The sequence below is a fragment of the Paraburkholderia caribensis genome (assembly GCF_002902945.1).
Taxonomy (GTDB): domain Bacteria; phylum Pseudomonadota; class Gammaproteobacteria; order Burkholderiales; family Burkholderiaceae; genus Paraburkholderia; species Paraburkholderia caribensis.
The window spans coordinates 2,893,152-2,916,850 of the sequence record NZ_CP026101.1; the positions used below are offsets into that span (position 1 = coordinate 2,893,152).

The following is a 23,699-nucleotide window of genomic DNA, read 5'->3' on the forward strand; positions in this document are numbered from 1 at the left end:
TGGCGACGGGCACTGGCCAAGGGCACTGCTGTATGAAGCGCGGGGCCGTTGGGGGCCCGTGGGTAAACGTCAAGCGCTGGCGGTGTGAGCCGCTTTCTTTTGCCTACTTTTCTTTGCGGCGGCAAAGAAAAGTAGGTGCCGCCCCGCACAGGGGCGACGCCTGAAGCGAGATAACGCATCGCGGATGCCAGCGCAAAGGCAAGCCAAGGATGCCAGCGCAGAAGCAAACACAAGCAAAACCACCAAAAGCGTCGACAGACAAAAAAACCTCAATCCCTCCCAGCCAGCGCACGCTCAAGCGCCGCCACCCCAGCCGGCAAATCAACACCAACCCCGAGCTCAACCATAGTCCTACCAAACGCATGCAGCGTACGAAAAAGATTATGAGCGCGAGCCTGCTCGCCCATCTGCCCAATCCGCACAATAGGCAACCCAAACGAGCCCGAAATCTCAACCTGATGAAACCGCGAGATATGGGCGCAAATATCCGCCGGCGTCAGCCCGGCCTTTTGCCCAACGGGCACCTCGATCCCGACAACCGAATTCAACCGGCACTCAGCCGGCGCAAACAACGCCAGGCCCATGGCACTAATCCCCGCCTGCAACGCAAGCGAACACTTCAAATGCCGGGCAAAACGCTTCTCCAGCGTCTCCGCGCAAACAAGCCGCAACGCCTCATGCAGCGCAAGCACGCCCGACACGGGCGCCGTATAGTGATACCCCGCGTTGTGCCAGAAGTTTTCAGCCAGCGACGCATCGAGACACCAATGCGCACTCGCATGCGGTCGCCCCTTCACCCGCTCCCACGCCGCATCCGAAAACGCGATCAGCGAAACACCCGGAATCGATGACAAACCCTTCTGCCCACCCGTAATCACAGCATCGATACCCCAGGCATCCATTTCGAGCGGCATCGTCGACAGCGTGCAGACAGCATCGACGACCACCAGCGCACCCGCCTTCTTCGCCAGCGCCGCAATGTCCTTCAAGTGATAATTCCAGACGGTGTTGGACGTCTCGCCCTGCACGATCGTCACGATCTCCGGGCGCGTGCGCCGGATCGCTTCCTCGACCTGCTCGAGCGTCGCGACCGCACGGTCGCCCACTTCCAGCAGCGACACCTCGGCGCCGACGCGCCGGCCCATCTCCGCCATCCGCGCGCTGAAAAACCCGTTCTTGATGCTCAGCACCCGCGTACCCTGCCACGCAAGATTGGAAATCGCCATTTCCATCGCCGCCGAGCCCGGCCCCGCCACGCCCAGCACCCACTTCGAATTGGTCTGGAACACGTAGCGCGCCATCGTCTTCACCTGTCCCACCACCTTGGCCATCGTGTTGCCCAGATGGTTGATGACGATCGCATTGGCCTTCGCGACGGCGGCGGGAATCGGCACGGGACCAGCGCCCATCATCAGGAGGGGCTCTTCGGGAAGAATCGCGTCGAGCGATTCGACTTCAGGACAGGGAACGACGTTGGACGTTGTAATGGTCATGATCGGAACGCATGGAACGAGGAACAGGAACAGGAAAACGGCCCGCCGCGCGCAGCAACACCTGCGCGCGGCGGGCCGTCTTTCGATCATTCACTCATATGTCCGATTGCGCAAGAGATGCATCCCGGTCTTCCCCTGCCAGATTGTCACTTGACCTCTTTGCGCTGGACGTTTTTGCCCGTCTCCTTGTTGTATCGTTCGACGTATTCATCCGTGAGCTTGCGGATCGCGCGTCCGATCTTGCGGTAGTCGGACTCGTTGAGATTCGCGAGCGACACCCGCCCCGAAGGATGCTTCGTGCCAAAGCCCATGCCCGGCAGCAGCACGACCCGCGCATCGGTTGCCAGACGGAACAGCAGCTCCGACGCCTCCGTGTGCTTGAGCAGCCAGTCGACGAACTCGCGGCCGTACGCACGCTCGCCGAAGTACTCCATGTCGATGATCGAGTAGTAGTCCACCTGGTTCGCGTCCTTCTCGTCGAACGCAATGCCGATCTCTTCGTAGAGCGCGCGCTTGCGGCTGCGGATCAGGCGCTTGAGCGCGTCCTTGTACGCATCCGGCGTGTCCATCAGGGAGAACAGCGAGAAGAGCACCATCTGCACCTGCTGCGGCGTCGACAGCCCCGCCGTGTGATTCAGCGCGACAGTGCGGCTGTCGGCCACCAGCCGGTCGATGAACTTCAGCTTGTCCGGCTCGGTCGTGATCGACTCGTAACGATGATGCAAGATCTTCTTGACGTCCTTCGGCAGTTCGGAGATCAGCCGGTCAAGGATGTTGTCCTTGTGCGTCGCGATCGTGCCCAGCCGCCAGCCCGTCGCACCGAAATACTTCGAGTACGAATACACGAGAATCGTGTTCTTCGGCGCGAGCGCGAACAGCGATACGAAGTCGTCGGCGAAGGTGCCGTACACGTCGTCCGTCAGCAGGATCAGATCGGGGCGCTCCTTGACGATCTGCGCGATGTATTCGAGGCTCTCGTCGCTGATCCTCACCGACGGCGGATTGCTCGGGTTCACGAGGAAGAACGCCTTCACCTTCGGATCGCGCAGCTTGTCCAGCTCGGACTTCGAGTATTGCCAGTTGTTCTCGACAGCGGCGTCCAGATTGACGACGTTCAGCTCGTAGTCGTTGAGCGTCGGAATCTCGATGTACGGCGTGAAGATCGGGCGGCCAAGCGCGATGGTGTCGCCCGCCTTGATCAGATGGTTCTGCTTCATCGTGTTAAAGATGTACGTCATCGCGGCCGTGCCGCCTTCGACAGCGAAGATGTCGAACTCGCCGACGAACGGATACTTGCCAATCATCTCGCGCCGCAGATACTGCCCGACGATGACCTCCGACAGCTTCAGCATCCGGTCGGGCACCGGGTAGTTCGACGCGAGAATGCCCTCGCACATCTCATAGAGGAAATCCGTGCCCGACAGGCCTAGCTGATCGCGCACATACGACACGGCACCCGCGAGAAACGCAATGCCCGGCACGCCCTTGTTCTCGCGCAGGAACAGCTCGAAGCGCTCGGCCAGTCCTTCGCGCTTCGGAAAACCGCCGACACCCTCGGGCATATACGCAAACGAGCGCTCCGACTCGCGCATCGCAAACAGACCGAGCTGCCAGAAGCCGTGGCGCGGAATCGTCGCGAGAAAGTTCGGGTTGCCGCGGCCGGCGTTCAGCATCGAGGCATTGGCCGGGCGCTCGACCGCGCCGCCGCCCGCCGCCTTGATTAACTCATCCTTCAGTTCGAACGGGCTGAGCGCCTGCAACGCTGCCTGGTCTTTGCCTTTGTTGTCCTTCGCCATGATGCGTCCTCCAGTGAAAGGGGAAATGCGCCGGCGCGTCGCGGGCAATGGCCCGTCCAGGGCGCCGGCTACCGTCCTGATAATCGGTTCCGCCGACAGGGCGCGGCCTGTCGGCGCGCGAGCTCAGACCAGCCCGACCACGAGCGGTCCCAGTAACGTCAGCAGCACGTTCGCAATCGCATACGTAATCGCGAACGGCACGGTCGGCACGGCGCTTTCGGCCTTGTCCAGCACGCCGCCGAACGCCGGGTTCGCGCTGCGCGAGCCGGCCAGCGCGCCCGCCAGAATCGCTGCGTTGTCGTAGCGCAGCACGTAACGGCCGAAGACCATCGTCAGCAGCAGCGGGAATAGCGTCACGAACACGCCGAGCAGGAAGATCGTGAGGCCCAACTCCTTGATCGTCGTCACGGCCTGCAGCCCCGAGTTCAGCCCGACCACCGAAACGAACGCCGCCAGCCCGAAGTCCTGCAACAGCCGCGACGCGGCGGGCGGCATCACGCCGTACATCGGATGCTTGCCGCGCATCCAGCCGAACACCAGACCCGCGAGCAGACAGCCGCCGCCCGAGCCGAGCGTGAGCGGCACGCCGCCGACATTGATGACGATCAGCCCGATCAGCAGGCCCACGACCATGCCGACGCCCATGTAGATGAAGTCGGTCTTGATCGAGTACGGCAACTCGTAGCCCGTCGCCTCGACGGCGCGTTTCGTGTCCTTCGCGGAGCCGAAATAGGTGAGAACGTCGCCGTGCTCGAGCTTCGTCTCGGGCAGGATCGGCACCGGCTGGCCGACGCGCGTGATGCTTTCGAGGAACACGCCGTGGCGCAGATCGCGGTCGACGGTTTCGCGCACCTTCTGGATCGTCGTGTGGTTCAGGCCTTTTGCGGTGAACACGGCCTGGCGTGTCTGCATGACGGCGCTGACGTCGGTGACATCGGAGATTTCGGTGCCGATCTTCGGCGCGATGGGCACCATGCCCTCGCGCCGCCCGACCACGAGCACGACGTCGTCAGCCGCGAGCACGACGTTCGGCCCCGGCTCGATCTCCTTGCCGACGCGCCGGATTTTTTCGATCGACACGAAGTCCTGCGCGGCCATTTCGATCTCGGACACCTTGCGCCCCGCCCCCGCCCCGACCTTGAACGCGCGCCCGACCAGTTCGGGCAGCGCCGCCAGTTGCCCGGGCGCGCGCGACGGCGTGCCGCCCGCGAGCTTCGCTTCGGCGTCGAGCGCGGCCGAGCGCAGGTCGCGGCCCATGAACTTGGGCAGGATGTTCACGCATACGATGATCGCGCCGAGCGAGCCGAACACGTAGGTCACCGCGTACGCAATCGCCACGTCGGACTGCAGCGACTTCACCTCTTCGGCGGGCAGGCCGAGACGCGCGATCGCATCCCCCGCCGTGCCGATGATCGCCGACTGCGTGAGCGCGCCGCCCGCGAGGCCTGCCGCCAGCCCCTTGTTGAGATGGAAAATCTTCGCGCAGATGATGACGGTGATCAGCGCCGAGACGGCGAGGAACAGCGCCATTGCGATCTCGCGCAAGGTCTTGCGATTCAACGAGTTGAAGAAGCCCGGTCCCGAGTCGTAACCGACCGCGTAGATGAAGACGGCGAACATCACCGCCTTCACGCCGTTGTCGATCGACACGCCCGCCTGGCTGATCACGACGGCCGCCAGCAGCGACCCGCCGACGCCGCCCAGCTGGAACTTGCCGAACTTGATCTGACCGATGAAGTACCCCACCGCCAGCGACAGGAACAACGCTATTTCGGGTGACTTGTGAAAAATGCTGTGTATCAATTCCATCGTGCCCTCTCAGTAAAAACGCGCGCGGGCAAGCCGCGGCGAAATGCAGCAGACGACGTGGCACTACCGTCTGCAACCCCTGCCCGCGCAAACCTGACGGCTCACATAGGCATTTCGATATTGCTGTTATTCGCTTCCGGTTGCCTTGCCCGTTCTCAATCCCACGACTCCCGCGCCTCCCGCGCCGGCCAAGCCGATCGCGCCCATCAGCGCGCGAACTGCGCGGCCAGCCCGACGACGACGGGACCCATCAGCGGCAGCAGGATGTTCGACAACGCGTAGGTGATCGTGTAGCCGATCACGGGCGTCGAATTGCCCGTCACGCCGACTAGCGCGCTGATCGCTGGCGTGCTGCACTGCTGGCCGGCAATCGCGCCGAGCAGCATGGGCGCGTCGAGCTTCAGGAACATCCGGCCGATCCACAGCGACAGCAGGCCCGGCACCAGCACCATCAGAATTCCGGCAACGGGCAGCGCGAGGCCGTATTCGCGCACCAGCTTGATCGCATCCGGCCCGGCCGACAGCCCGACGGCGGCGATGAAGGTGGCCAGTCCGAAGTCCTTGAGGATTTGCGCGGCGGCGGGCGGCAGAGAGCCAATGACGGGATAGTGGGAACGGATCCAGCCGAACAGCAGCCCGGACAGCAGACACCCGCCGCCCGTGCCGAGCGCGAGCGTGACGCCGCCGAAAGTGCCCGACAGCCGCCCGATCGCCATGCCGATCAGCACGCCGAGGCCGAGATAGACGAAGTCGGTCTTCAAGGTGGCGGGCAGCAGGTAGCCGAGCCGCCGCGCGCCGCGCAGCACGTCGGCTTTTGCGCCGACCAGCGTCAGCACGTCGCCGCGGTTCAGCTCGGTGCCGGGCAGCGCGGGCACGCGCGACTCCAGCCGCGTGACGGCCGCGATGTAGATGCCGCGTCCCTGCTCCGGGTCGGCGCGCTCGCGCAGCTGGCGAATCGTCGCGCCATGCGCGTCCTTGCGCGTGAGCACCACGTCGACCATGTCGGCGAGCGCTGTCGAGAAGTGATGGCCCGACGCGACTTCCTCGCCAAGCGACGGCGCAGCCGCAACCAGCGCCTCGCGCCGTCCGCCGACCAGCAGGAGATCGCCCGCCGCCAGCACGAGATCGGGCGCGACAGCCAGCGGCGCGCCGCCGCGCTCGATCTGCTCGATTGTCAGGTTGTGGCCGTAGCGTGCCTCGAAGGCGCCGATTGGGACGCCTGCTGCCGGACCGACGCTGAACGCGCGTCCCACCAGCGCGGGCGCGGCGAGCCGCTCCCCGTCGCCGAGCGCGTCGCCGCCGCCGAGTTGCCGCCACACGCGCTCGGCTTCGTCGCGCAGATTCACGCGCAACAGCAACGCGGCGAACTGGCTCGTGAAAAGGACGATCGTGACAAGTCCGAACAGATAGCTGACGCTGTAGGCGGTCACGATGTTCGCCTGCAGGCGCAACGTCTCGGCCTCGGCCAGGCCGAGTTTCGCGACGGCTTCCGACGCCGTGCCGATCACCGCCGATTCCGTCGCCGCCCCGGCCAGCAGGCCGGCCGCCGTACCCGGATCGAGATGCAGCAGCCAGACGGCGAGCATCACGAGCGCGAGCACCGAGACGATCTCGACCACCGACAGCAGCCCGTAGCGCCAGCCGCGCCCGATGTTGGCAAAGAATTGGGGCCCGCCCGTGAAACCGAGCGCGAAGATAAACAGCGCGAACGCGATGTTCTTGAGGTCGGGGCTGATGCGCGCGCCCGTCTGCCCGAGCAGCAGCGACACGATCAGCGTGCCGCACACGCCGCCCAGCTGGATTGGGCCGATCTTGAACGAGCCAATCAGATATCCGAGTGCAAGACTCGCGAACAGCGCAATCTCCGGCTGAGACTTAAGCAATTCGGCGACCATGTTCGGATTTCCCGGCAGAGCGGATCGTTGTATGAATATTTTTAAAAATCAGGGCCGCGATAATCCGCACGGCTATTAGTCGCGTTTAATGGAAGCGCGCGCGAATATTCACCCGGGATTAACCGGCTTTATTCGAAGCGGAATGAAAAGCGCCATGCCGACGGCTTGACGTCGGACCATCACGGCGCGTTCGGTGACTCGCTTTTGAGTCAGCTTGTGTTGCTGCGGTTGACAGACATCGTTCCCTCGCAAAATTGTCGAACTACCCGGAACACGGTGCGTACAGCCCGATTATTTTTATGTCCGTATTTGAAGCGCGCGGAAATCGTATACATAGATTCCGCTATATGACGAAACTGTCATCGTTTTTACAATCGCGAAAGAGCGTTGTCGTTTTTATAGATATTGTAATTGCCGGCGACTGTCAATATTATTTTTGAGCCGGGTCTGCAAGTTCCTGAGCCGTCGGATTGCCCGCAATACGACGGTATGACACCCGCAAAGGCCGACGCAGAAAGCCGAAAGCTGCCGCACGCCACAGCCGGGTCAACGACGCGCGGCAGCGCCGCGCTTTACGAGGGCGCCACCATGAATCAGATCTACGCCATGCGGGTCTTTGTCCGGGTCGCCGAAACACAGAGCTTCAGGCGCGCGGCCCAGCAACTGAAAGTATCGAATGCGCTCGTGACGCGCTCGATCGCCACACTCGAAGCGCACTTGCACGCGCGTCTCATCAACCGCACGACTCGCAACCTTTCGCTGACCGAGGCCGGGACGCATTATCTGGAAGGCTGCCGCGGGCTGCTCGAGGAACTCGATCATCTGGAAGGCTCGGTGGCCGGCACCGAGCGCGAGCCAGGCGGCACGCTGCGCGTCGTCGCCACGGGCGCGCTGTCGGCGCAAGCGCTCACGCAGTTGCTCGACGGCTACCGCCGGCGTTTTCCGAAGGTGCGCATCCGGCTCACGCTCGCCGAGCGCCTGCCGCATCTGATCGAAGACGGCTATGACGTGGGTCTCTTCATCGCGGGCCCGGTGGCGGGAGGCGCGTCGGCGGATACCGACAGCGTCGAGCTGTCGTTCGCGACGCAACGTCTCGTGCCGTGCGCCGCGCCGTCCTATCTGGCCGCGCGCGAGGAGCCACGGCATCCCGATCATCTGGCGCTGCATTCGTGCATCGCGACGCCTTCCGAGCAACGCGGTCCGACCGTCTGGCATTTCATCGAAACTGACGGCGACGCGCAGCCCGTCACGCTCGATCCGTCGTACGTCGTCAACAGCCCGCTGCTGGTGCGGCTCGCGGCGATTGCCGGAATGGGCGTCGCGGTGCTGCCCGAGCCGCTCGTCGCCGACGACTTCGCAACGGGCGCGCTGAAGCGCATCATGCAGGACTACACCGTTGACGAATCGCAGGCCAAGGTGTCGCTCGTCTATCCGCGCCGCCGTCATCTGCCCGCGAAAACGCGCGCGTTCGTCGATTACACGCTCGAGCATGCGGGTTGCCCGGCGTCAGGGCTGCCCGCCGACGCACATGCGATCATCGCGCACGACCTGCATCCCGCCGCGCAGCACGCTTCGTGAGCCGCGCGCGGTTGCTCACGTATCGATGACGCGCTGCGGGCGTCCATCAGGAGACCAGTGACCATGCGCATGATTTTGTTCAGCAGCCGCCAGTACGATATCGACACGTTCAACGAGGCGAATGCCGCGTTCCGCTACGAGTTGCACTTCCAGGAGTCGCATCTCGAAGCGGACACGGCGATCCTCGCCGAGGGCTACGACGTCGTGTGTCCCTTCGTCAACGACGTGGTCGATGCCGCGACGCTCGAACGCCTGCATGCGGGCGGCACGCGGCTCATCGCGCTGCGCTCGGCGGGCTTCAATCATGTCGATCTCGCGGCGGCGCAGCGGCTCGGTATGGGCGTCGTGCGGGTGCCCGCCTATTCGCCGCACGCGGTCGCCGAGCACGCGGTGGGGATGATCCTGGCGCTGAACCGCAAGCTCGCGCGCGCGGTTGCCCGCACGCGTGAAGGCGACTTCTCGCTGAACGGGCTGCTCGGCTTCGACCTGCACGGCAAGACGGTCGGCGTGATCGGCACGGGCATCATTGGCCGGTGCTTCGCGCGCATCATGGCGGGCTTTGGCATGCAGGTGCTGGCACACGACCCCGGCCCGCCCGCCACCGAACTGTTGGCGCTCGGCGGGCGCTACGTGCCGCTCGACACGCTGCTCGCGGACTCGGACATCGTGAGCCTGCATTGCCCGCTGCTGCCGTCCACGTATCACCTGATCGATCGCCATGCGCTCGCGAAGATGAAGCGCGGCGCGATGCTGATCAACACGGGGCGAGGCGGGCTGGTCGAGAGCAATGCGCTGATCGGCGCGCTCAAGAGCGGGCAGTTGGGGCATCTCGGGCTCGATGTGTACGAGGAGGAAGGCGGGATTTTTTTCGAGGATCACTCGAATCTGCCGTTGCAGGATGATGTGCTGGCGCGGCTGTTGATGTTTCCCAATGTGATTGTTACGGCGCACCAGGCTTTTTTTACCCGTGAGGCGATGACGGAAATCGCGCAGACGACGCTTGGGAATGTGGAGGCGTGGCGGGATGGGACGCCGCGGAATGTAGTAGAGGGGCCGCCGGCGGGCGGGTGAGGAAGGGGTTTTTGCTGCGCAAGCTGGGTGGGGCTTTGGTTTTGATTTTGGTCTTGGTTTTGCTTTTTGCCTTTTTTGCTCTTTTGCTCTCGCTCTTGTGCTGCATCCGCGATTTTGACCTCGCGCTTCGCTGGTCGGGGTGTTTGCCTTTGCGCTGGCATCCGCGATGCGTTATCTCGCTTCAAGCGTCGCCCCTGTGCGGGGCGGCACCTACTTTTCTTTGCCGCCGCAAAGAAAAGTAGGCAAAAGAAAGCGGCTCACACCGCCAGCCCATGTTCTTGCCTGAGGGCCCCCAAAGGTTCTTACGCTTCACACGGCAACCACGTCACCCACGTTCGTTGCCAACGCTCTGAATGAGCGCCTCACCCGCTTCACGCCCCCCGCTTTTCAGCACGCCGCGCCAGACAGTCTACCGCCGCCCAGGTGGCAAACTGTGTGTCGGCTTTCGCGCCATACGCGCACCACTCCGGACCGATAGCGCATGCGTCCCACCCTGTAAGAGCGCCAAGCCATACGACGCGACAACCTACACACAGTTTGCCACCTGGGCGGCACATACCATTCGCTGCCGCTGGCTCATGTACGGGTGTTTGAAGTGGGTGAGGCGCTCGTTCAGCGCGTTGGCAACGCACACGGACAAGGGCGTTGCCATGTGAAGGGTGGGGACGTTGGGGGCCCGTGGACAAACGTCAAGAATTGGCGGTGTGAGCCGCTTTCTTTTGCCTACTTTTCTTTGCGGCGGCAAAGAAAAGTAGGTGCCGCCCCGCACAGGGGCGACGCATGAAGCTAGATAACGCATCGCGGATGCCAGCGCAGAGTCAAATCGCGGATGCCAGCTACAAAGCCCAAAACCCCGACCAACAACGCGTAAAGCGCACATGGCCAACGCGCATGCCAGTGAAAACACAAAACAGGCCACCCAGCGTCGCAAAACAAAACCAAAACCAAAACCAAACCCTCAAGCCCGCGGCGCACCGCCGCCACTACCATCAGAAGTCGGCCGCAACGCCACACGCGCATCATCCGAAGCACCACAATATTGCCGCAGCATTGCGGCCTCCCGCTCATGCACTTCCACTGGAAACCACACGGCGCCCGCCGCCATCAGATACCGCGCACGATGCTGCCCGTTGCGAAACGCAACCACACCTTCATGCTCCAGCCTGAGCCAGCCGAGCAGTCCCGGCGCCCGGCGCGTCGAGATCGTTACGTAAGGCATCTGCGGAATGCGCGCATTCGATGGCTCGAGAAATTCGCGGATACCGCGCAACTTCCCGGGGTGCCATTCCTGCACGGGCGGCAGCACGTAATCCGTGTCGTCGCGGTCGGCGCAGGCAATGAGCTTGCGCGCATCGACGAGCACCACCTGATGGCGCGTGCCGTCCGTCGTGAAAACGCGCTTCAGGCGCACGTGACCATACGGCGGATGCTCGTGCAGCGGCACGATCCAGACGGGCTCGCTGCCGGACGACGGCGATGCCGCGGGAGACGGGGTCGGTAATTGCATCAGTGTGGACATAGGGCGACTCCATGCGCCGGTGCGTGCGCGCGCCCTGGCTGTTCAAAATTCGCCTAAGCTACGAGTCGATTGTTAAAACCACGTGACTTGGCGGCAAGCGATTCGCGCTGCATCGCTGCCCGTGCGCCACGCATCGTCGCGCAGGCTTTTGCTTCCGGTTTAGCGGTCGTTTTGCGCAGTTCTTTAGGGTGTCGGCACGCGTGCAACCGTGCTTTTTTCGGCGCTCTTCATGCAGTCTAGATCTTGCAGTGCAGCGCAAAACGGAGCGAACGATGGCTATCGAACAGTTCGGCGAATTCGTGCGCATCGAAACTGCACAAAAAAACCCAACTGCACAGAAACAGCAAGTTGCGCTCCCGGTTGATGCCGTCGCAACGATCGTCATCGACCGCCCCGCGCGCCGCAACGCCATCGACCGTCCGACCGCGGAAGCCCTCGCCGCCGCGTTCCACCGCTTCGAGGCCAACGACGCGTGGCGCGCCGCCGTGCTGACGGGCGCGGGCGGCACGTTCTGCGCCGGAGCAGATCTCACTGCTCTCGAAGACGACCAACGGCGCAACGAATTGCACGCCGACGGCCGCGGCCCCGGTCCGATGGGACCGACCCGCATGGTGTTCACCAAGCCCGTCATCGCGGCGATTGCCGGCCATGCGGTGGCGGGCGGCCTGGAACTCGCGGCGATGTGCGATCTGCGCGTAGTCGAAGCGGACTCCGTGCTGGGCGTGTTCTGCCGGCGCGTCGGCATTCCGCTGATCGATGGCGGGACAATCCGCCTGCCGCGTCTGATCGGCCAGTCGCGCGCGCTCGATCTGATCCTCACGGGCCGCGCCGTCACCGCCGACGAAGCGCTGGCGTTCGGCCTGGCCAACCGCGTCGTGCCGAAGGGCGCCGCGCGCGCCGCCGCCGAGCAGCTCGCCGCCGAACTGGCCGCGTTCCCGCAGGCGGCACTGCTGGCGGACCGCCGCTCCGTCTATGAAAACTCGCCGCTCGACGATCTGCCCGAAGCGCTGCGCCGCGAAGGCGCGGGCGGCTATGCGGCGGTGTTCTCGCAAGGCGTGGCGGGAGCGGCCGCGTTCGCCGCGGGCGCAGGCCGTCACGGCGCCTGGCTCGATAAAAAAGTCCCTTGAAATAGGGGGTTTTTCGCTACGCAATCACATCGCAATCGACGAAATACAACAGTGCGCGAAGCAGACCGCACGGCTGTAATGGCTTAGGTACAATCCCCTACTGATTTACCCTTTGCCGGCGCACGCGCACTCGCCCCGAATACGCGCGACGGCAACGCGAACGGCCTTCCCGTCCGCCGCCGCGATCCTCCCCTGAAAGTCCCATCATGCCTTTGCCCCTGCTTGCTCTTGCCGTTGCCGCGTTCGGAATCGGTACCACCGAGTTCGTCATCATGGGGTTGCTGCCCGATGTCGCGCGCGATCTGAGCGTGTCGATTCCGGCGGCGGGCATGCTCGTGTCGGCGTATGCGCTCGGCGTGACGATCGGCGCGCCGATCGTCGCGATCGCCGTCGCCAACATGCCGCGCAAGAAAGCGCTGATGAGCCTGATCGGCATCTTCATTCTCGGCAATCTGCTGTGCGCGATCGCGCCGGGCTACGCGGTGCTGATGGGCGCGCGCATCGTCACGGCGTTCTGTCACGGCGCGTTCTTCGGCATCGGCTCGGTCGTCGCGGCCGGCCTGGTGGCGCCGAACCGCCGCGCGCAGGCCATCGCGCTGATGTTCACGGGCCTCACGCTCGCCAACGTGCTCGGCGTGCCGCTCGGCACGGCACTCGGCCAGGCCGTCGGCTGGCGCGCCACCTTCTGGGCCGTCACGGGCATCGGCGTGATCGCGGCCATCGCGCTGGCGGTATGCCTGCCGTCGAAGATCGAGATGCAGAAGGCAAGCCTCGTCCACGAATTCACCGTGCTGAAGAACCCGCAGGTGCTGATGGTGCTCGGCACCAGCGTGCTGGCATCGGCGAGCCTGTTCTCGACCTTCACCTACATCACGCCGATCCTCGAAGACGTGACGGGCTTCACGCCTCACGCGGTGACGATGGTGCTGCTGCTGTTCGGTCTGGGGCTGACGGTCGGCAGCACGATCGGCGGCAAGCTCGCCGACTGGCGCCCGGTGCAATCGCTGCTGTCGTTTCTGCTGGCCATCGTCGCCATCCTGTCCGTCTTCGCGATGACGATGCACAGCGAAATCCCCGCCATGCTGACCATTTTCCTGTGGGGCGTCCTCGCGTTCGCGATCGTGCCGCCGCTGCAGATGCTGATCGTCGACCGCGCAAGCAGCGCGCCGAACCTCGCTTCGACGCTGAATCAGGGCGCCTTCAACCTCGGCAATGCGACGGGCGCGTGGCTCGGCGGGATGGCCATCGGCGCGGGCGCGCCGCTCACGTCGCTGCCGTGGGTCGGCGTCGCGACGGCGGCGGCCGCGGTCGCGCTGACGTGGTGGTCGGTGTCGCTCGACCGGCGCTTGCCCGTGGCGGGCTGAGCGCGCCACCCGGTATATCCGCAGCGTGCACCTTGCCATCACAAGGTGCGCGTGACTTGCGGGCGGTGTAGCATCTCGCCCGATATGAAAGTCGTCTTCTCCCGTGATTTCCTCGCGCTGATCCTGAGCGTGGCCGTGGTCGGCCTCGGCAGCGGCGCAACACTTCCCCTCACCGCCCTCGCGCTGACGCAAGCGGGCTACGGCACGGATGTCGTCGGCCTGCTGACGGCCGCCCAGGCGGGCGGCGGCCTGCTCGTCGTGCCGATCGCCGGCTGGCTCGCGGCGCGCTGCGGCGGCCGCCAGGCGATCATCGGCTCGGTGCTGATCGTCGCGATCGCCACCGCGCTGATGCAGCTCACCGCCGATCTGTTCGTCTGGGCCGTGCTGCGCGCGCTGTGCGGCGCGGCGCTGATGCTGCTCTTCACGATCGGCGAAGCATGGGTCAACCAGCTTGCCGACGATGCCTCGCGCGGCCGAGTCGTCGCAATCTACGCGACCAACTTCACGCTGTTCCAGATGGCGGGGCCCGTGCTCGTCAGTCAGATCGCGCGGTTCGATCACTGGCGCTTTCTGATCTGCGGCGCGATCTTTCTGATTGCGCTGCCCGTGCTGTCGATGATCCGTTCGGCGCCGCACGCGTCCGACGAACACGAGCCGCACGGCAGCTGGCGGCACGTGTTGCCGCAAATGCCCGCGCTCGTGATCGGCACGGGTTTTTTTGCGCTGTTCGACACGATCGCGCTGTCGCTGATGCCGCTCTTCGCGATGGCGCACGGTATTCCGGGCGAAGTGGCCGTGCTGTTCGCTTCCGCGCTGCTGCTCGGCGACACGACCATGCAGTTCCCCATCGGCTGGCTCGCCGACCGGCTCGGGCGCGAGCGCGTGCATATCGGCTGCGCCGTGCTGGTCGTCGTGCTGCTGCCGCTGTTGCCGTGGGCCGTGCAGTCGCCGTGGCTGTGCTGGCCGCTGCTCTATGTGCTCGGCGCGGCGGCGGGCGCGATCTATACGCTGTCGCTCGTTGCGTGCGGCGAGCGCTTTCGTGGCGTGGCGCTGGTGTCGGCGAGTTCGCTGGTCGGCGCGTCGTGGAGTATCGCCAGCTTTGGCGGGCCGCTGATCGCGGGCGCGCTGATGAAGAGCGTCGGCAACGACGCGATGATCGGCGTGGTGCTCGCGAGCGCGTTGGCGTTTCTCGCGGCGGCGTTGTGGGAAAAGCGGCGCGGCGTGGTGAACGCGGCTCCATAAAACGCAAGAAATCCGCGCGGGCATGACGCCACGCGCGGATTGGACAGGCGATGTGCCGTCAGAGCGTTACTGATGCGCCGGCAAAATCTCGCCGACGCACTTGCCGAAGCCGACGCGATACCCGTCGCCCTGACACCATCCCGCGAGCGTCAGTTCGTCGCCGTCTTCGATGAACCCGCGCGTTCCGCCCTCCTTCAGTTGCAGCGGGTTCTTGCCGTTCCAGGTCAGTTCCAGCAGGCTGCCGAACGAATCGTCGGTGGGGCCGCTGATCGTGCCCGAACCCATCAGATCGCCGACCCGCGTATTGCAGCCCGACACCGTGTGATGCGCGAGTTGCTGCGCCATCGTCCAGTACATGTGGCGGAAATTCGTGCGCGAGATGGTCGTTGCTTCTTTCGCGCCTTGCGGTTTGAGCAGCACTTCGAGCGAAATGTCGAAGGCGTGCTCGCCAGCGTGGCGCAGATACTCGAGCGGCTGCGGGTCCTGCGCGGGCTGCGCGACACGGAACGGTTCGAGCGCGTCGAGCGTGACGATCCACGGCGAGATGGTCGTCGCGAAACCCTTGGAGTTGAACGGGCCGAGCGGCACGTATTCCCATTGCTGGATATCGCGCGCGCTCCAGTCGTTCAGCAGCACCATGCCGAAGATGTGATCTTCCGCATCCCCGCACCTGATCGGCTCGCCAAGCGCATTGCCGCGACCGACGATGAAGCCCGTCTCCAGTTCGATATCGAGCTTGCGGCACGCGCCGAAGACAGGGCGCTCCTGATCGGGCAGCTTCAACTGGCCGTTCGGGCGACGCACGGGCGTGCCGCTCACCACCACCGACGAAGCGCGTCCGTTGTACCCGATCGGAATCTCCAGCCAGTTCGGCAGCAACGCGTTCTTCGGATCGCGGAACATCGAGCCGACATTCGTCGCGTGTTCCTTCGACGAATAAAAGTCCGTATAGCCCGGAATCTGCACGGGCATATGGAGCGTCGCGTCGGCCTGACGGATCAGTGCGCGGCTTCGCAGTTCGGCGTCGTCGCGCAGCGTCGCGTGATCGCGCGACAGCAGCTTGCTCAACTGGATACGCACACTGCGCCAGGTGTCGCGGCCTGACGCGATGAAATCGTTCAGCGCGTCGCGCACGAACACGCTGTCACCCGCGCCCGACGACGGGACCGTCAGCAGGCCCGCGCTGTCGAGCGCGGCCAGATCGACGATGTAGTCGCCGATCGCGACGCCCGCGCGGCGCGTCGCATTGAGCCCGTCGCTGAAAATGCCGAACGGCAGGTTCTGGATCGGGAAATCGCAGGACGGATCGTTCGCCGACTCGACCCAACTTTTGCGCGACGCGTCGAGCGTCGCCTGAAGATCGCTCGATGCGTTCATCGTTGCTCCGGATTGAAGTGTTTCTTGAGACCTTGCCAGCACTCGTAGTAATGCGCCTGAAGCTGCGCCGTTTCGAGCGCGAAGCGGGTCGGCTTGAGCAGCGTGCGCGTCTCGAACATGAAGGCCATCGTGTTGTCGACCTTGATCGGCTTGCTGGTGTCGATATTCGACGCCTTCTCGAACGTCTCGGCGTCCGGGCCGTGGCCCGACATGCAGTTGTGCAGGCTCCCGCCGCCCGGCACGAAACCTTCTGCTTTCGCGTCGTACGCGCCGTGCACAAGACCCATGTACTCGCTCGCGACATTGCGATGGAACCACGGCGGGCGGAACGTATCTTCGGCGGCCAGCCAGCGCGGCGGGAAGATCACGAAGTCGATCGAATCGACGCCCGGCGTGTCGCTTTGCGATTGCAGCACGAGGAAGATCGATGGGTCCGGGTGGTCGTAGCTGATCGAACCGATCGTATTGAAATGGCGAAGATCGTATTTGTACGGCGCGTAGTTGCCGTGCCACGCGACCACGTCGAGCGGCGAATGACCGATGTCCGCGCGCCACAAATGTCCGTTCAGCTTCGCAACCAGCTCGAAGTCGCCTTCGCGGTCTTCATACGCGGCGTGCGGCGTGAGGAAATCGCGCGGATTCGCGAGACCGTTCGAGCCGATCGGACCGAGGTCGGGCAGGCGCAACAGCGCGCCGAAGTTTTCGCAAATGTAGCCGCTGGCTTTTCCATCCGGCAGCGCCACCGAAAAACGCACGCCGCGCGGAATCACCGCAATTTCGAAGGGCTCGACGTCGAGCTTGCCCATCTCCGTGAAGAGGGCGAGACGCCCGGCTTGCGGCACGATCAGCAGCTCGCCGTCGGCGTTGTAGAAGTAGCGGTCCTGCATCGACTGGTTGGCGGCGTACACGTGGATCGCGCAGCCGCTCATCGCTTCCGCCGCGCCGTTGCCCGCCATCGTCACCCAGCCGTCGATGAAATCGGTCGGCTCGGCGGGCATCGGCAGCGGGTCCCAGCGCAACTGGTTGGGCGGCGTGGGCGGCACGTCGGCGAAATTCGCCACGAGCCGGTGCGACGGCAGCGCCGTGAACGGCTGATGCACGGCAGCGGGACGAATGCGATACAGCCACGAGCGCCGGTTATGGCCACGCGGCGCGGTGAACGCGGTGCCCGACAGCTGCTCCGCGTACAGGCCATAAGGCGCGCGCTGCGGCGAGTTGCGGCCCTGCGGCAGCGCGCCGGGCAACGCTTCCGTGGCGAATTCGTTGGCGAAGCCGGACTGATAGCCCGGCTGGATTTCGCGTCGTGTGGATGATTCCATGCAAAGTCTCCAATGAATCTCAAGCGGGCTGCGCTTTGGCCGGGCCGCCGCGCCGGCGCGTGGCGGCGGCGAGCGTCAGCACCAGCAGCGCGGAACCCAGCACGGGCAAGGCGGCCGCGTGAAACAGCTGCGCGTTGCTCCAGTTCAGCGCAATCAGCTGTCCGCCGACGAGCGGCCCGATCACCGAGCCGATCCGGCCAATGCCGAGGCTCCAGCCGATCCCCGTCGAACGCAGGGTGGTGGGATAGAAGTGTCCTGCGAGCGCATTGACGGCCGGCTGTCCGCCGACGATGCAAAAGCCGCCTATGAACACGGCAGCCAGCAGCCACGCGAGTGCATGCGACACCGTGCCGATCGCGCCGACGCTCACCGCGCCGAGCGCGAAGCACGCGAACAGCACACGCACGAAGCCGAAACGTTCGATGAACCAGCCGAGCAGCAGCGTGCCGATCACGCCGCCCGTCTGCAGCACGGTGCCGACGATGACGGCTGTGGACGGCGAGTAGCCTGCGTCGCGCATCACGGTCGGCAGCCAGTTCGACAGGAAGTACAGATCGATCAGGTTCATGAAGCTGATGCCCCAGAGGATCAGCGTGACGGGCGCACGCCCCGCGCGGAACAGTTCGGCGACGGGCGCGCCGCCGCCGGCCTTTTCCTGCACGACGAGGCGCGTCGCAGGACCGACGCCGAGCGACGGATCGAACCTGGCCAGCCACTGACGCGCGCGCTCATGGCGGCCCTTCAGCACGAGAAATTGCAGCGACTCGGGCAGCGCGGCGAGCATCGCCACGGCGAGCACCAACGGCACCGCGCCGCCAACCCAGAATACCGCGCGCCAGCCGTACGCGGGAATCAGCGCCGCGCTGATGAAGCCGCCGATGGCCGCGCCGAGCGTGAAACCGCACGACACCAGCATCATCCGCTTGACGCGGTGCGCGGGCGTCGAAAACTCGCCGACCAGCGCCATCGCATTGGGCATGATGCAGCCGAGGCCCAGCCCCGTGATGAACCGCAGCGCGATCAGCGCCGGAATGGTCGAGACGAACGGCGTCGCGAGCATCGACAGCGCGAAGAAGAACGTCGAGCCGATCAGCACCGGGCGCCGTCCGATCCGGTCCGCCAGCACGGACAGCCCGAGCGCGCCCAGCAGCATGCCGAACAGGCTTGCGCTGAACACCGGCCCGAGCGCCGCCTTCGATACATGCCATTCGCCGATCACGCTCGGCGCAACGTAACCCATGGCTTGCGCATCGAAACCGTCGATCACGAGGCACAGCCCGCATAGCACGAGCAGCATCAACTGAAACGTCGGCCGGTGGCCGTCGGCCAGCGCGCGCTCGACTTCGATCACATCGGCAGACCGGTGGAGTTCGCTCATCTTTCGCTTCCTGCGGAACGGGGATAAAAAGGCTGGAGCAAGAATTTACGAATAGTAAAACAGATTCCGATTAGTGAAATTAACGTAAACCCTCGATCAGGCATCGATCGCCACACGAATGGCGAAATCCATATCAGTATTTGGTGCATGAAAGAGCGGCTGCCGCTGCTACCATCGAAGCGTGCGGCGCCCCGCCGCGACCCAAGTCCGCTCCCCACCCACGTATTCATGATCCCGCTGACCATTCCCGAACTCGTCGAACGCGCTTCCACTCACCCGTTTCTCGGCGAGCATCTGAGAATGGGCACAGGCCCGCGCAGCGGCGAAGCCATCGCGACTTACGGCGACGTCGAACTCGGCAGCAGCTACGAGCCGATCTTCGACATTTCGGTGCATGCGCTCGCGCAGTCACTGTCGTCGTCGCCGGATAGCGCGGACCGTTTCGGCGATGAACTCGGGGTCCAGGCCGTCACGCAACTGGCCGACGGCACCCCGCTCGACAGCTTCGACCCGTTCGACCACGTGCCCGACGACCAGCAACTGGTCGCGCTCGACCGGATGTCGCGCGCGATGCACGCCGTCAACTTCTTCGGCCCGCAGCGGCACGGCCTGCTGTTTCTGCGCGTGCACGAACGGCTGCTGAAAAGCGTGCGGTACGACCACGGCCGGCATTTCTCGGCTGTGCTGATGTCATTCGGGTTGAATCCGTCGCGAGTCGTGATCGAGTTGCCGCCTGCGGCGGTCGCGCATAAGACGTTTCTTGGTTATCTGACCAAGAGTTATCAGCACTACGGATTCAAGGTGGCCGGCAATCTGCCGAACGCGGGGCAGATCCTGTCCGTGTCGGACATGGCGAGGTTGGACTTCATCAAGATGGACGCCGCTTCGGCGTTGCGCGATTCGATGGTGAAGCCGCTGGTCAGCTATGCGAATCGGCTAAAAATTCCGTTGATCTTCAATCGCGTGGCGACTGAAGCGCAGTTCGATCTGCTGCAGCAATACGATGTGCGATTCGTGCAGGGGCCGTTGTTCGTCGTGCACGCGAACCGGGCGGCTTAAGCTCGCTCCGGGGCCGGCCCCAGACGCCGCGCCAACGCTTTCAGACGCGGCGCGACCAGTTCCCGAAACACGCCCTCCCCCATCGACGACGCCGGGCCGCTGCAGCTCAGCACCAGCAGCCGCCCATCGCGCGGATCGCTGAACGGCACGGCCACGGCATTGACGTCATCGTGCCAGTCGCGAAACGAATAGCAGCAGCCCTCGGTCGCGAATGCGTCGATCTCCGCTTGCGCCTGGACCACCAGTTGCGCGCCTTCGTCGCCCGCTGCCCGCTGCAGTTCGGCGAGCAGCGCGGCGCGCGCGTCGGCGGATTGCACGGCGAGATACGCGCGGCCCATTGAGCTCGTCAGCATCGACAGCTTCGACCCGGATGCGAGCCCGAGCGTGAGCGCCGTCTCGCTGCGAATCGTCTCCAGATAGATCATGTCCAGACCGTCCCGGCAACCGAGCGACACGGCCGCGCCGACCTCGCGCGCGAAGTCGCGCATATGCGGCCGCGCGAGTTCGAGCGTGTCGGTGCCGGACAGCAGCGCAAAACCGAGCGACAGCACGCCGGCATCGAGCGCGTACTTGCCGAGCGCCTCGTCGAAGCGCAGGTAGCCGAGCACCGTCAGCGTGTACGCGAGGCGGTTCACCGTCGCCTTCGGCAAGCCCGTGCGCTCGACGAAGTCGCGGTTGCCCAGCAGCGTCTCGCCCGGACGGAACGCGCGCAGGAGATCGAGCCCGCGAGCCAGCGCGACGACGAATTTGCGCTCGTCGACGGGATCGGCGATGCGCTCAGACGCGGACGTTGGGGATGTTATGGATGCAGGTTTCGACATCGGGTGCTAAACTCAGTCGTCGTTTTGCAAAACATTGTTTCGCAGAGCGGAACTCAAGTCAAGCACGAGATCAGCATGCGGCGTTTCGGTGCGCCGCGCTGATCGGTCCAGGAGATACGTCATGGCAGCCGCCGCGCAGTTCAATTGGGAAGACCCGCTGCTCCTTAACCAGCAGCTCACGGAAGAAGAACGCATGGTGCGCGACGCCGCGCACGCCTACGCGCAGGACAAGCTCGCGCCGCGCGTGCTCGAGGCGTTCCGCAACGAGAAAACAGACGCCACAATCTTCCGCGAGATGGGCGAACTCGGCCTGCTCGGCCCGACCATTCCCGAGCAATACGGCGGCCCCGGTCTGAACTACGTGAGCTACGGCTTGATCGCGCGCGAGGTGGAACGCGTGGATTCAGGCTATCGGTCGATGATGTCGGTGCAGTCGTCGCTCGTGATGGTCCCCATCTTCGAATTCGGCTCCGACGCGCAAAAAGACAAATATCTGCCGAAGCTCGCGACGGGCGAATGGATCGGCTGCTTCGGCCTGACCGAACCGAATCACGGCTCCGATCCGGGCAGCATGGTCACGCGGGCGAAGAAAGTCGACGGCGGCTATTCGCTGTCCGGCTCGAAGATGTGGATCACGAATTCGCCGATCGCGGACGTATTCGTCGTCTGGGCGCAGCTCGAAACGGACGGCAAGGATGAGATTCGCGGTTTCATCCTTGAGAAAGGCTGGAAGGGTTTGAGCGCGCCTGCGATCCACGGCAAGGTGGGCCTGCGCGCGTCGATCACGGGCGAGATCGTTCTCGATGAAGTGTTCGTGCCGGAAGACAATCTGATGCCCGGCGTAAAAGGCTTGCGCGGACCGTTCACCTGTCTGAATTCGGCGCGCTACGGCATTGCATGGGGCGCGCTCGGCGCGGCGGAAGACTGCTGGCACACCGCGCGTCAGTACACGCTCGATCGCAAGCAGTTCGGCCGGCCGCTCGCCGCGAACCAGCTGATCCAGAAGAAACTCGCCGACATGCAGACGGAAATCACGCTCGGCCTGCAAGGCGTACTGCGCCTGGGCCGCATGAAGGACGAAGGCACGGCCGCCGTCGAAATCACGTCGATCATGAAGCGCAATTCGTGCGGCAAGTCGCTCGACATCGCGCGGATGGCGCGCGACATGCTGGGCGGCAACGGCATCTCGGACGAATTCGGCGTCGCGCGGCATCTGGTGAATCTGGAAGTCGTGAACACGTATGAAGGCACGCATGACATTCACGCGTTGATTCTCGGACGCGCACAGACGGGCATTCAGGCGTTCTTCTGACGCCGGCGATTCGCCGCGAAACTTCGGTAATGCAGTCAGCAAAAAGCCCGCGTTCTCAACGAACGCGGGCTTTTTGTTCGAGCCGTGCAAGCAGCAGACGCTTACTTGTTCGGTTGCGGCGTCATGCGCAGATACGGACGCAGCGCCTTGTAGCCCTTCGGGAACTTGCGCTTGATCTCTTCTTCGTCCTTCAGCGACGGCACGATCACGACGTCGTCGCCATGCTTCCAGTTGCCGGGCGTGGCGACCTGATAGTTGTCCGTCAGTTGCAGCGAGTCGATCACGCGCAGCACTTCATCGAAGTTGCGGCCCGTGCTGGCGGGATACGTGATGATCAGACGCACCTTCTTCTGCGGATCGATGATGAACAGCGACCGGACCGTCAGCGTAGCGTTCGCGTTCGGATGAATCATGTCGTACAGTTCCGACACCTTGCGGTCGCCGTCGGCGAGAATCGGAAAGCCAACACTCGCGGCCTGCGTCTCGTTGATGTCCTTGATCCACTCGCTGTGCGATTCCTTGCTGTCGACGGACAATGCAATCGTCTTCACGCCGCGCTTGTCGAATTCGCTGGCGAGCTTCGCGGTCAGGCCGAGTTCCGTCGTGCAGACGGGCGTGAAGTCGGCGGGGTGCGAAAACAGGACGCCCCAGCTGTCGCCGAGCCATTCGTGGAACCTGATGCGGCCAATGCTCGACTCCTGCTCGAAATCGGGTGCGACGTCGCCAAGACGTAGACTCATAGTGCAGCTCCTTGAAGTTGTTCGAATGATTTGCCCGTCCAGCCGGACGAGGGGTACAAATTAGAGCATACGGGATCAGGACCTGCACTTCTAACGAACATTGGCTGCAACGCTTATCAGGTTTTGTAATTTTCTTCCGGATGTACGAAACTTAGCGGGACAGATCAACTCCATCAAACGGTGGCGTGTTCTGCAACACGTTGAGCGGGACGGTCCGAAGCGGGCAATATGAAACGCCCGCGACGTTCGGGAACGCTTCATGCAACGGCGTTCGGGCATTGCGCGCTTCGCGCGTAGCCCATGACGCACGGTCAGTCGTAAGGTCCACTGGCTCGCCAGCGGCCGTTTCTTTGGTTTACGATTCACGCGTAGCGTGCACGAAGGGAGCAGTCAATGTCGGAAGTCAACAAGGAGAGATTGATGTCGGATATCAAAACCGTACTCGCAGACGCGGAAGATCTGCTGAAGCAGGCCGCGAGCGCCACCGGCGAACGCGCTTCTGAACTGCGCGAGACGGCGCTCTCGCGTCTCAAGCAGGCGAAGGAAAAGGCAGCCGACGTGCAGGTCGTGGTCGTCGAGAAAGGCAAGAAGGCGGCTCGCGCCACCGACGACTATGTCCACGAACATCCGTGGGCATCGATCGGCATTGCGGCTGGCGTCGGCGTGCTGGTGGGCCTGCTGATCAATCGCAAGTAACGCACCGACGCGCGTGACAGCGCGCGTGAAGCAGCCAGCCGCGGGAAGGTCGAGCGGCCGGCGCGCTTCGCTGACAGGCGGACGGGCGCATGCGCCCTGTCCG

The 23,699-nt window shown here is 64.3% G+C and carries 18 protein-coding genes; 8 read left to right on the top strand and 10 right to left on the bottom strand.

Going from position 1 to position 23,699, the window contains the following annotated elements; translation table 11 throughout:
* Positions 1 to 269: 269 nt before the first annotated feature.
* The 4 genes from C2L66_RS12800 to aspT (C2L66_RS12815) form a co-directional block, all read right to left on the bottom strand.
* Positions 270 to 1,493, bottom strand: a complete 1,224-nt coding sequence (locus C2L66_RS12800; RefSeq protein WP_060599742.1) for a pyridoxal-phosphate-dependent aminotransferase family protein — start codon at positions 1,491 to 1,493, stop codon at positions 270 to 272.
* Positions 1,494 to 1,639: 146 nt separating this feature from the next.
* Positions 1,640 to 3,289: a bifunctional aspartate transaminase/aspartate 4-decarboxylase gene (locus C2L66_RS12805; protein ID WP_054928838.1), complete on the bottom strand. Its 1,650-nt coding sequence runs from the start codon at positions 3,287 to 3,289 to the stop codon at positions 1,640 to 1,642.
* Positions 3,290 to 3,412: 123 nt separating this feature from the next.
* Entirely contained in the window at positions 3,413 to 5,098 is a 1,686-nt protein-coding gene (gene aspT, locus C2L66_RS12810) for an aspartate-alanine antiporter (RefSeq protein WP_060599741.1), read from the bottom strand.
* 206 nt (positions 5,099 to 5,304) lie between these two features.
* Positions 5,305 to 6,993 (bottom strand): aspartate-alanine antiporter, encoded by a 1,689-nt coding sequence (gene aspT / locus C2L66_RS12815; protein ID WP_060599740.1) that lies wholly within the window; start codon positions 6,991 to 6,993, stop codon positions 5,305 to 5,307.
* A gap of 588 nt (positions 6,994 to 7,581) precedes the next feature.
* On the opposite strand from aspT (C2L66_RS12815), the gene C2L66_RS12820 reads away from it, so the two are divergent.
* Together C2L66_RS12820 and C2L66_RS12825 are read left to right on the top strand one after the other, a co-directional pair.
* Positions 7,582 to 8,571 carry a LysR family transcriptional regulator gene (locus C2L66_RS12820; protein WP_060602484.1) on the top strand — a complete coding sequence of 330 codons (990 nt, stop codon included), beginning with the start codon at positions 7,582 to 7,584 and terminating at the stop codon, positions 8,569 to 8,571.
* Positions 8,572 to 8,634: 63 nt separating this feature from the next.
* A complete protein-coding gene (locus tag C2L66_RS12825) occupies positions 8,635 to 9,642 on the top strand; it encodes a 2-hydroxyacid dehydrogenase (RefSeq protein WP_060602481.1) in 1,008 nt (335 codons plus the stop codon).
* Positions 9,643 to 10,600: 958 nt separating this feature from the next.
* Here C2L66_RS12825 and C2L66_RS12830 read toward each other — a convergent pair.
* Positions 10,601 to 11,161: a plasmid fertility inhibition factor family protein gene (locus C2L66_RS12830; RefSeq protein WP_054928841.1), complete on the bottom strand. Its 561-nt coding sequence runs from the start codon at positions 11,159 to 11,161 to the stop codon at positions 10,601 to 10,603.
* 272 nt (positions 11,162 to 11,433) lie between these two features.
* Between C2L66_RS12830 and C2L66_RS12835 the strand changes: the two genes are divergently transcribed.
* The 3 genes from C2L66_RS12835 (at position 11,434) to C2L66_RS12845 (ending at position 14,894) form a co-directional block, all read left to right on the top strand.
* On the top strand, positions 11,434 to 12,288 hold the full coding sequence (locus C2L66_RS12835; protein WP_060602479.1) for a crotonase/enoyl-CoA hydratase family protein: 855 nt from the start codon (positions 11,434 to 11,436) through the stop codon (positions 12,286 to 12,288).
* Positions 12,289 to 12,494: 206 nt separating this feature from the next.
* Entirely contained in the window at positions 12,495 to 13,652 is a 1,158-nt protein-coding gene (locus C2L66_RS12840) for an MFS transporter (RefSeq protein ID WP_054928842.1), read from the top strand.
* Positions 13,653 to 13,736: 84 nt separating this feature from the next.
* The gene (locus C2L66_RS12845; protein WP_103323707.1) at positions 13,737 to 14,894 is read left to right on the top strand and encodes an MFS transporter; all 1,158 of its coding nucleotides are present in this window, start codon (positions 13,737 to 13,739) and stop codon (positions 14,892 to 14,894) included.
* A gap of 66 nt (positions 14,895 to 14,960) precedes the next feature.
* Here the strand turns inward: C2L66_RS12845 and fahA are convergent, their stop codons facing one another.
* From fahA to C2L66_RS12860, 3 genes are read right to left on the bottom strand one after another with little or no spacing between them, the layout of a single operon-like run.
* On the bottom strand, positions 14,961 to 16,271 hold the full coding sequence (fahA, locus tag C2L66_RS12850) for a fumarylacetoacetase (protein ID WP_060599739.1): 1,311 nt from the start codon (positions 16,269 to 16,271) through the stop codon (positions 14,961 to 14,963).
* Positions 16,268 to 17,590: a homogentisate 1,2-dioxygenase gene (hmgA, locus tag C2L66_RS12855; protein WP_060599738.1), complete on the bottom strand. Its 1,323-nt coding sequence runs from the start codon at positions 17,588 to 17,590 to the stop codon at positions 16,268 to 16,270. The genes fahA and hmgA overlap by 4 nt, the downstream gene beginning before the upstream one ends.
* 19 nt (positions 17,591 to 17,609) lie before the next feature.
* Positions 17,610 to 18,968 carry an MFS transporter gene (locus tag C2L66_RS12860; RefSeq protein WP_060599737.1) on the bottom strand — a complete coding sequence of 453 codons (1,359 nt, stop codon included), beginning with the start codon at positions 18,966 to 18,968 and terminating at the stop codon, positions 17,610 to 17,612.
* 228 nt (positions 18,969 to 19,196) lie between these two features.
* Between C2L66_RS12860 and C2L66_RS12865 the strand changes: the two genes are divergently transcribed.
* Positions 19,197 to 20,027: an EAL domain-containing protein gene (locus tag C2L66_RS12865; protein WP_054928892.1), complete on the top strand. Its 831-nt coding sequence runs from the start codon at positions 19,197 to 19,199 to the stop codon at positions 20,025 to 20,027.
* On the opposite strand, the gene C2L66_RS12870 is transcribed toward C2L66_RS12865, so the two are convergent.
* Positions 20,024 to 20,848 carry an IclR family transcriptional regulator gene (locus tag C2L66_RS12870; RefSeq protein ID WP_060599736.1) on the bottom strand — a complete coding sequence of 275 codons (825 nt, stop codon included), beginning with the start codon at positions 20,846 to 20,848 and terminating at the stop codon, positions 20,024 to 20,026. The two genes, C2L66_RS12865 and C2L66_RS12870, sit on opposite strands and share 4 nt — an antisense overlap.
* 121 nt (positions 20,849 to 20,969) lie before the next feature.
* On the opposite strand from C2L66_RS12870, the gene C2L66_RS12875 reads away from it, so the two are divergent.
* On the top strand, positions 20,970 to 22,160 hold the full coding sequence (locus tag C2L66_RS12875) for an acyl-CoA dehydrogenase (protein WP_054928848.1): 1,191 nt from the start codon (positions 20,970 to 20,972) through the stop codon (positions 22,158 to 22,160).
* A gap of 101 nt (positions 22,161 to 22,261) precedes the next feature.
* Here the strand turns inward: C2L66_RS12875 and C2L66_RS12880 are convergent, their stop codons facing one another.
* Positions 22,262 to 22,900, bottom strand: coding sequence for a peroxiredoxin (locus C2L66_RS12880; RefSeq protein WP_054928849.1), 639 nt, complete (start codon positions 22,898 to 22,900; stop codon positions 22,262 to 22,264).
* 393 nt (positions 22,901 to 23,293) lie between these two features.
* Here C2L66_RS12880 and C2L66_RS12885 point away from each other — a divergent pair, with 393 nt between their 5' ends.
* A complete protein-coding gene (locus tag C2L66_RS12885; protein ID WP_007584918.1) occupies positions 23,294 to 23,596 on the top strand; it encodes a DUF883 family protein in 303 nt (100 codons plus the stop codon).
* Positions 23,597 to 23,699 lie beyond the last annotated feature (103 nt).

What these genes read in the sequence shown, in the direction of transcription:
- C2L66_RS12885 (WP_007584918.1), top strand. Translation starts at nt 23,294, where the DNA reads ATGTCGGAAGTCAACAAGGAGAGATTGATGTCGGATATCAAAACCGTA.
- C2L66_RS12845 (WP_103323707.1), top strand. Translation starts at nt 13,737, where the DNA reads ATGAAAGTCGTCTTCTCCCGTGATTTCCTCGCGCTGATCCTGAGCGTG.
- C2L66_RS12875 (WP_054928848.1), top strand. Translation starts at nt 20,970, where the DNA reads ATGGCAGCCGCCGCGCAGTTCAATTGGGAAGACCCGCTGCTCCTTAAC.
- aspT (WP_060599740.1), bottom strand. Translation starts at nt 6,993, where the DNA reads ATGGTCGCCGAATTGCTTAAGTCTCAGCCGGAGATTGCGCTGTTCGCG.
- C2L66_RS12860 (WP_060599737.1), bottom strand. Translation starts at nt 18,968, where the DNA reads ATGAGCGAACTCCACCGGTCTGCCGATGTGATCGAAGTCGAGCGCGCG.
- aspT (WP_060599741.1), bottom strand. Translation starts at nt 5,098, where the DNA reads ATGGAATTGATACACAGCATTTTTCACAAGTCACCCGAAATAGCGTTG.
- C2L66_RS12805 (WP_054928838.1), bottom strand. Translation starts at nt 3,289, where the DNA reads ATGGCGAAGGACAACAAAGGCAAAGACCAGGCAGCGTTGCAGGCGCTC.
- C2L66_RS12800 (WP_060599742.1), bottom strand. Translation starts at nt 1,493, where the DNA reads ATGACCATTACAACGTCCAACGTCGTTCCCTGTCCTGAAGTCGAATCG.
- C2L66_RS12865 (WP_054928892.1), top strand. Translation starts at nt 19,197, where the DNA reads ATGATCCCGCTGACCATTCCCGAACTCGTCGAACGCGCTTCCACTCAC.
- C2L66_RS12830 (WP_054928841.1), bottom strand. Translation starts at nt 11,161, where the DNA reads ATGTCCACACTGATGCAATTACCGACCCCGTCTCCCGCGGCATCGCCG.
- hmgA (WP_060599738.1), bottom strand. Translation starts at nt 17,590, where the DNA reads ATGGAATCATCCACACGACGCGAAATCCAGCCGGGCTATCAGTCCGGC.
- C2L66_RS12840 (WP_054928842.1), top strand. Translation starts at nt 12,495, where the DNA reads ATGCCTTTGCCCCTGCTTGCTCTTGCCGTTGCCGCGTTCGGAATCGGT.
- C2L66_RS12835 (WP_060602479.1), top strand. Translation starts at nt 11,434, where the DNA reads ATGGCTATCGAACAGTTCGGCGAATTCGTGCGCATCGAAACTGCACAA.
- C2L66_RS12820 (WP_060602484.1), top strand. Translation starts at nt 7,582, where the DNA reads ATGAATCAGATCTACGCCATGCGGGTCTTTGTCCGGGTCGCCGAAACA.
- fahA (WP_060599739.1), bottom strand. Translation starts at nt 16,271, where the DNA reads ATGAACGCATCGAGCGATCTTCAGGCGACGCTCGACGCGTCGCGCAAA.
- C2L66_RS12825 (WP_060602481.1), top strand. Translation starts at nt 8,635, where the DNA reads ATGCGCATGATTTTGTTCAGCAGCCGCCAGTACGATATCGACACGTTC.
- C2L66_RS12870 (WP_060599736.1), bottom strand. Translation starts at nt 20,848, where the DNA reads ATGTCGAAACCTGCATCCATAACATCCCCAACGTCCGCGTCTGAGCGC.
- C2L66_RS12880 (WP_054928849.1), bottom strand. Translation starts at nt 22,900, where the DNA reads ATGAGTCTACGTCTTGGCGACGTCGCACCCGATTTCGAGCAGGAGTCG.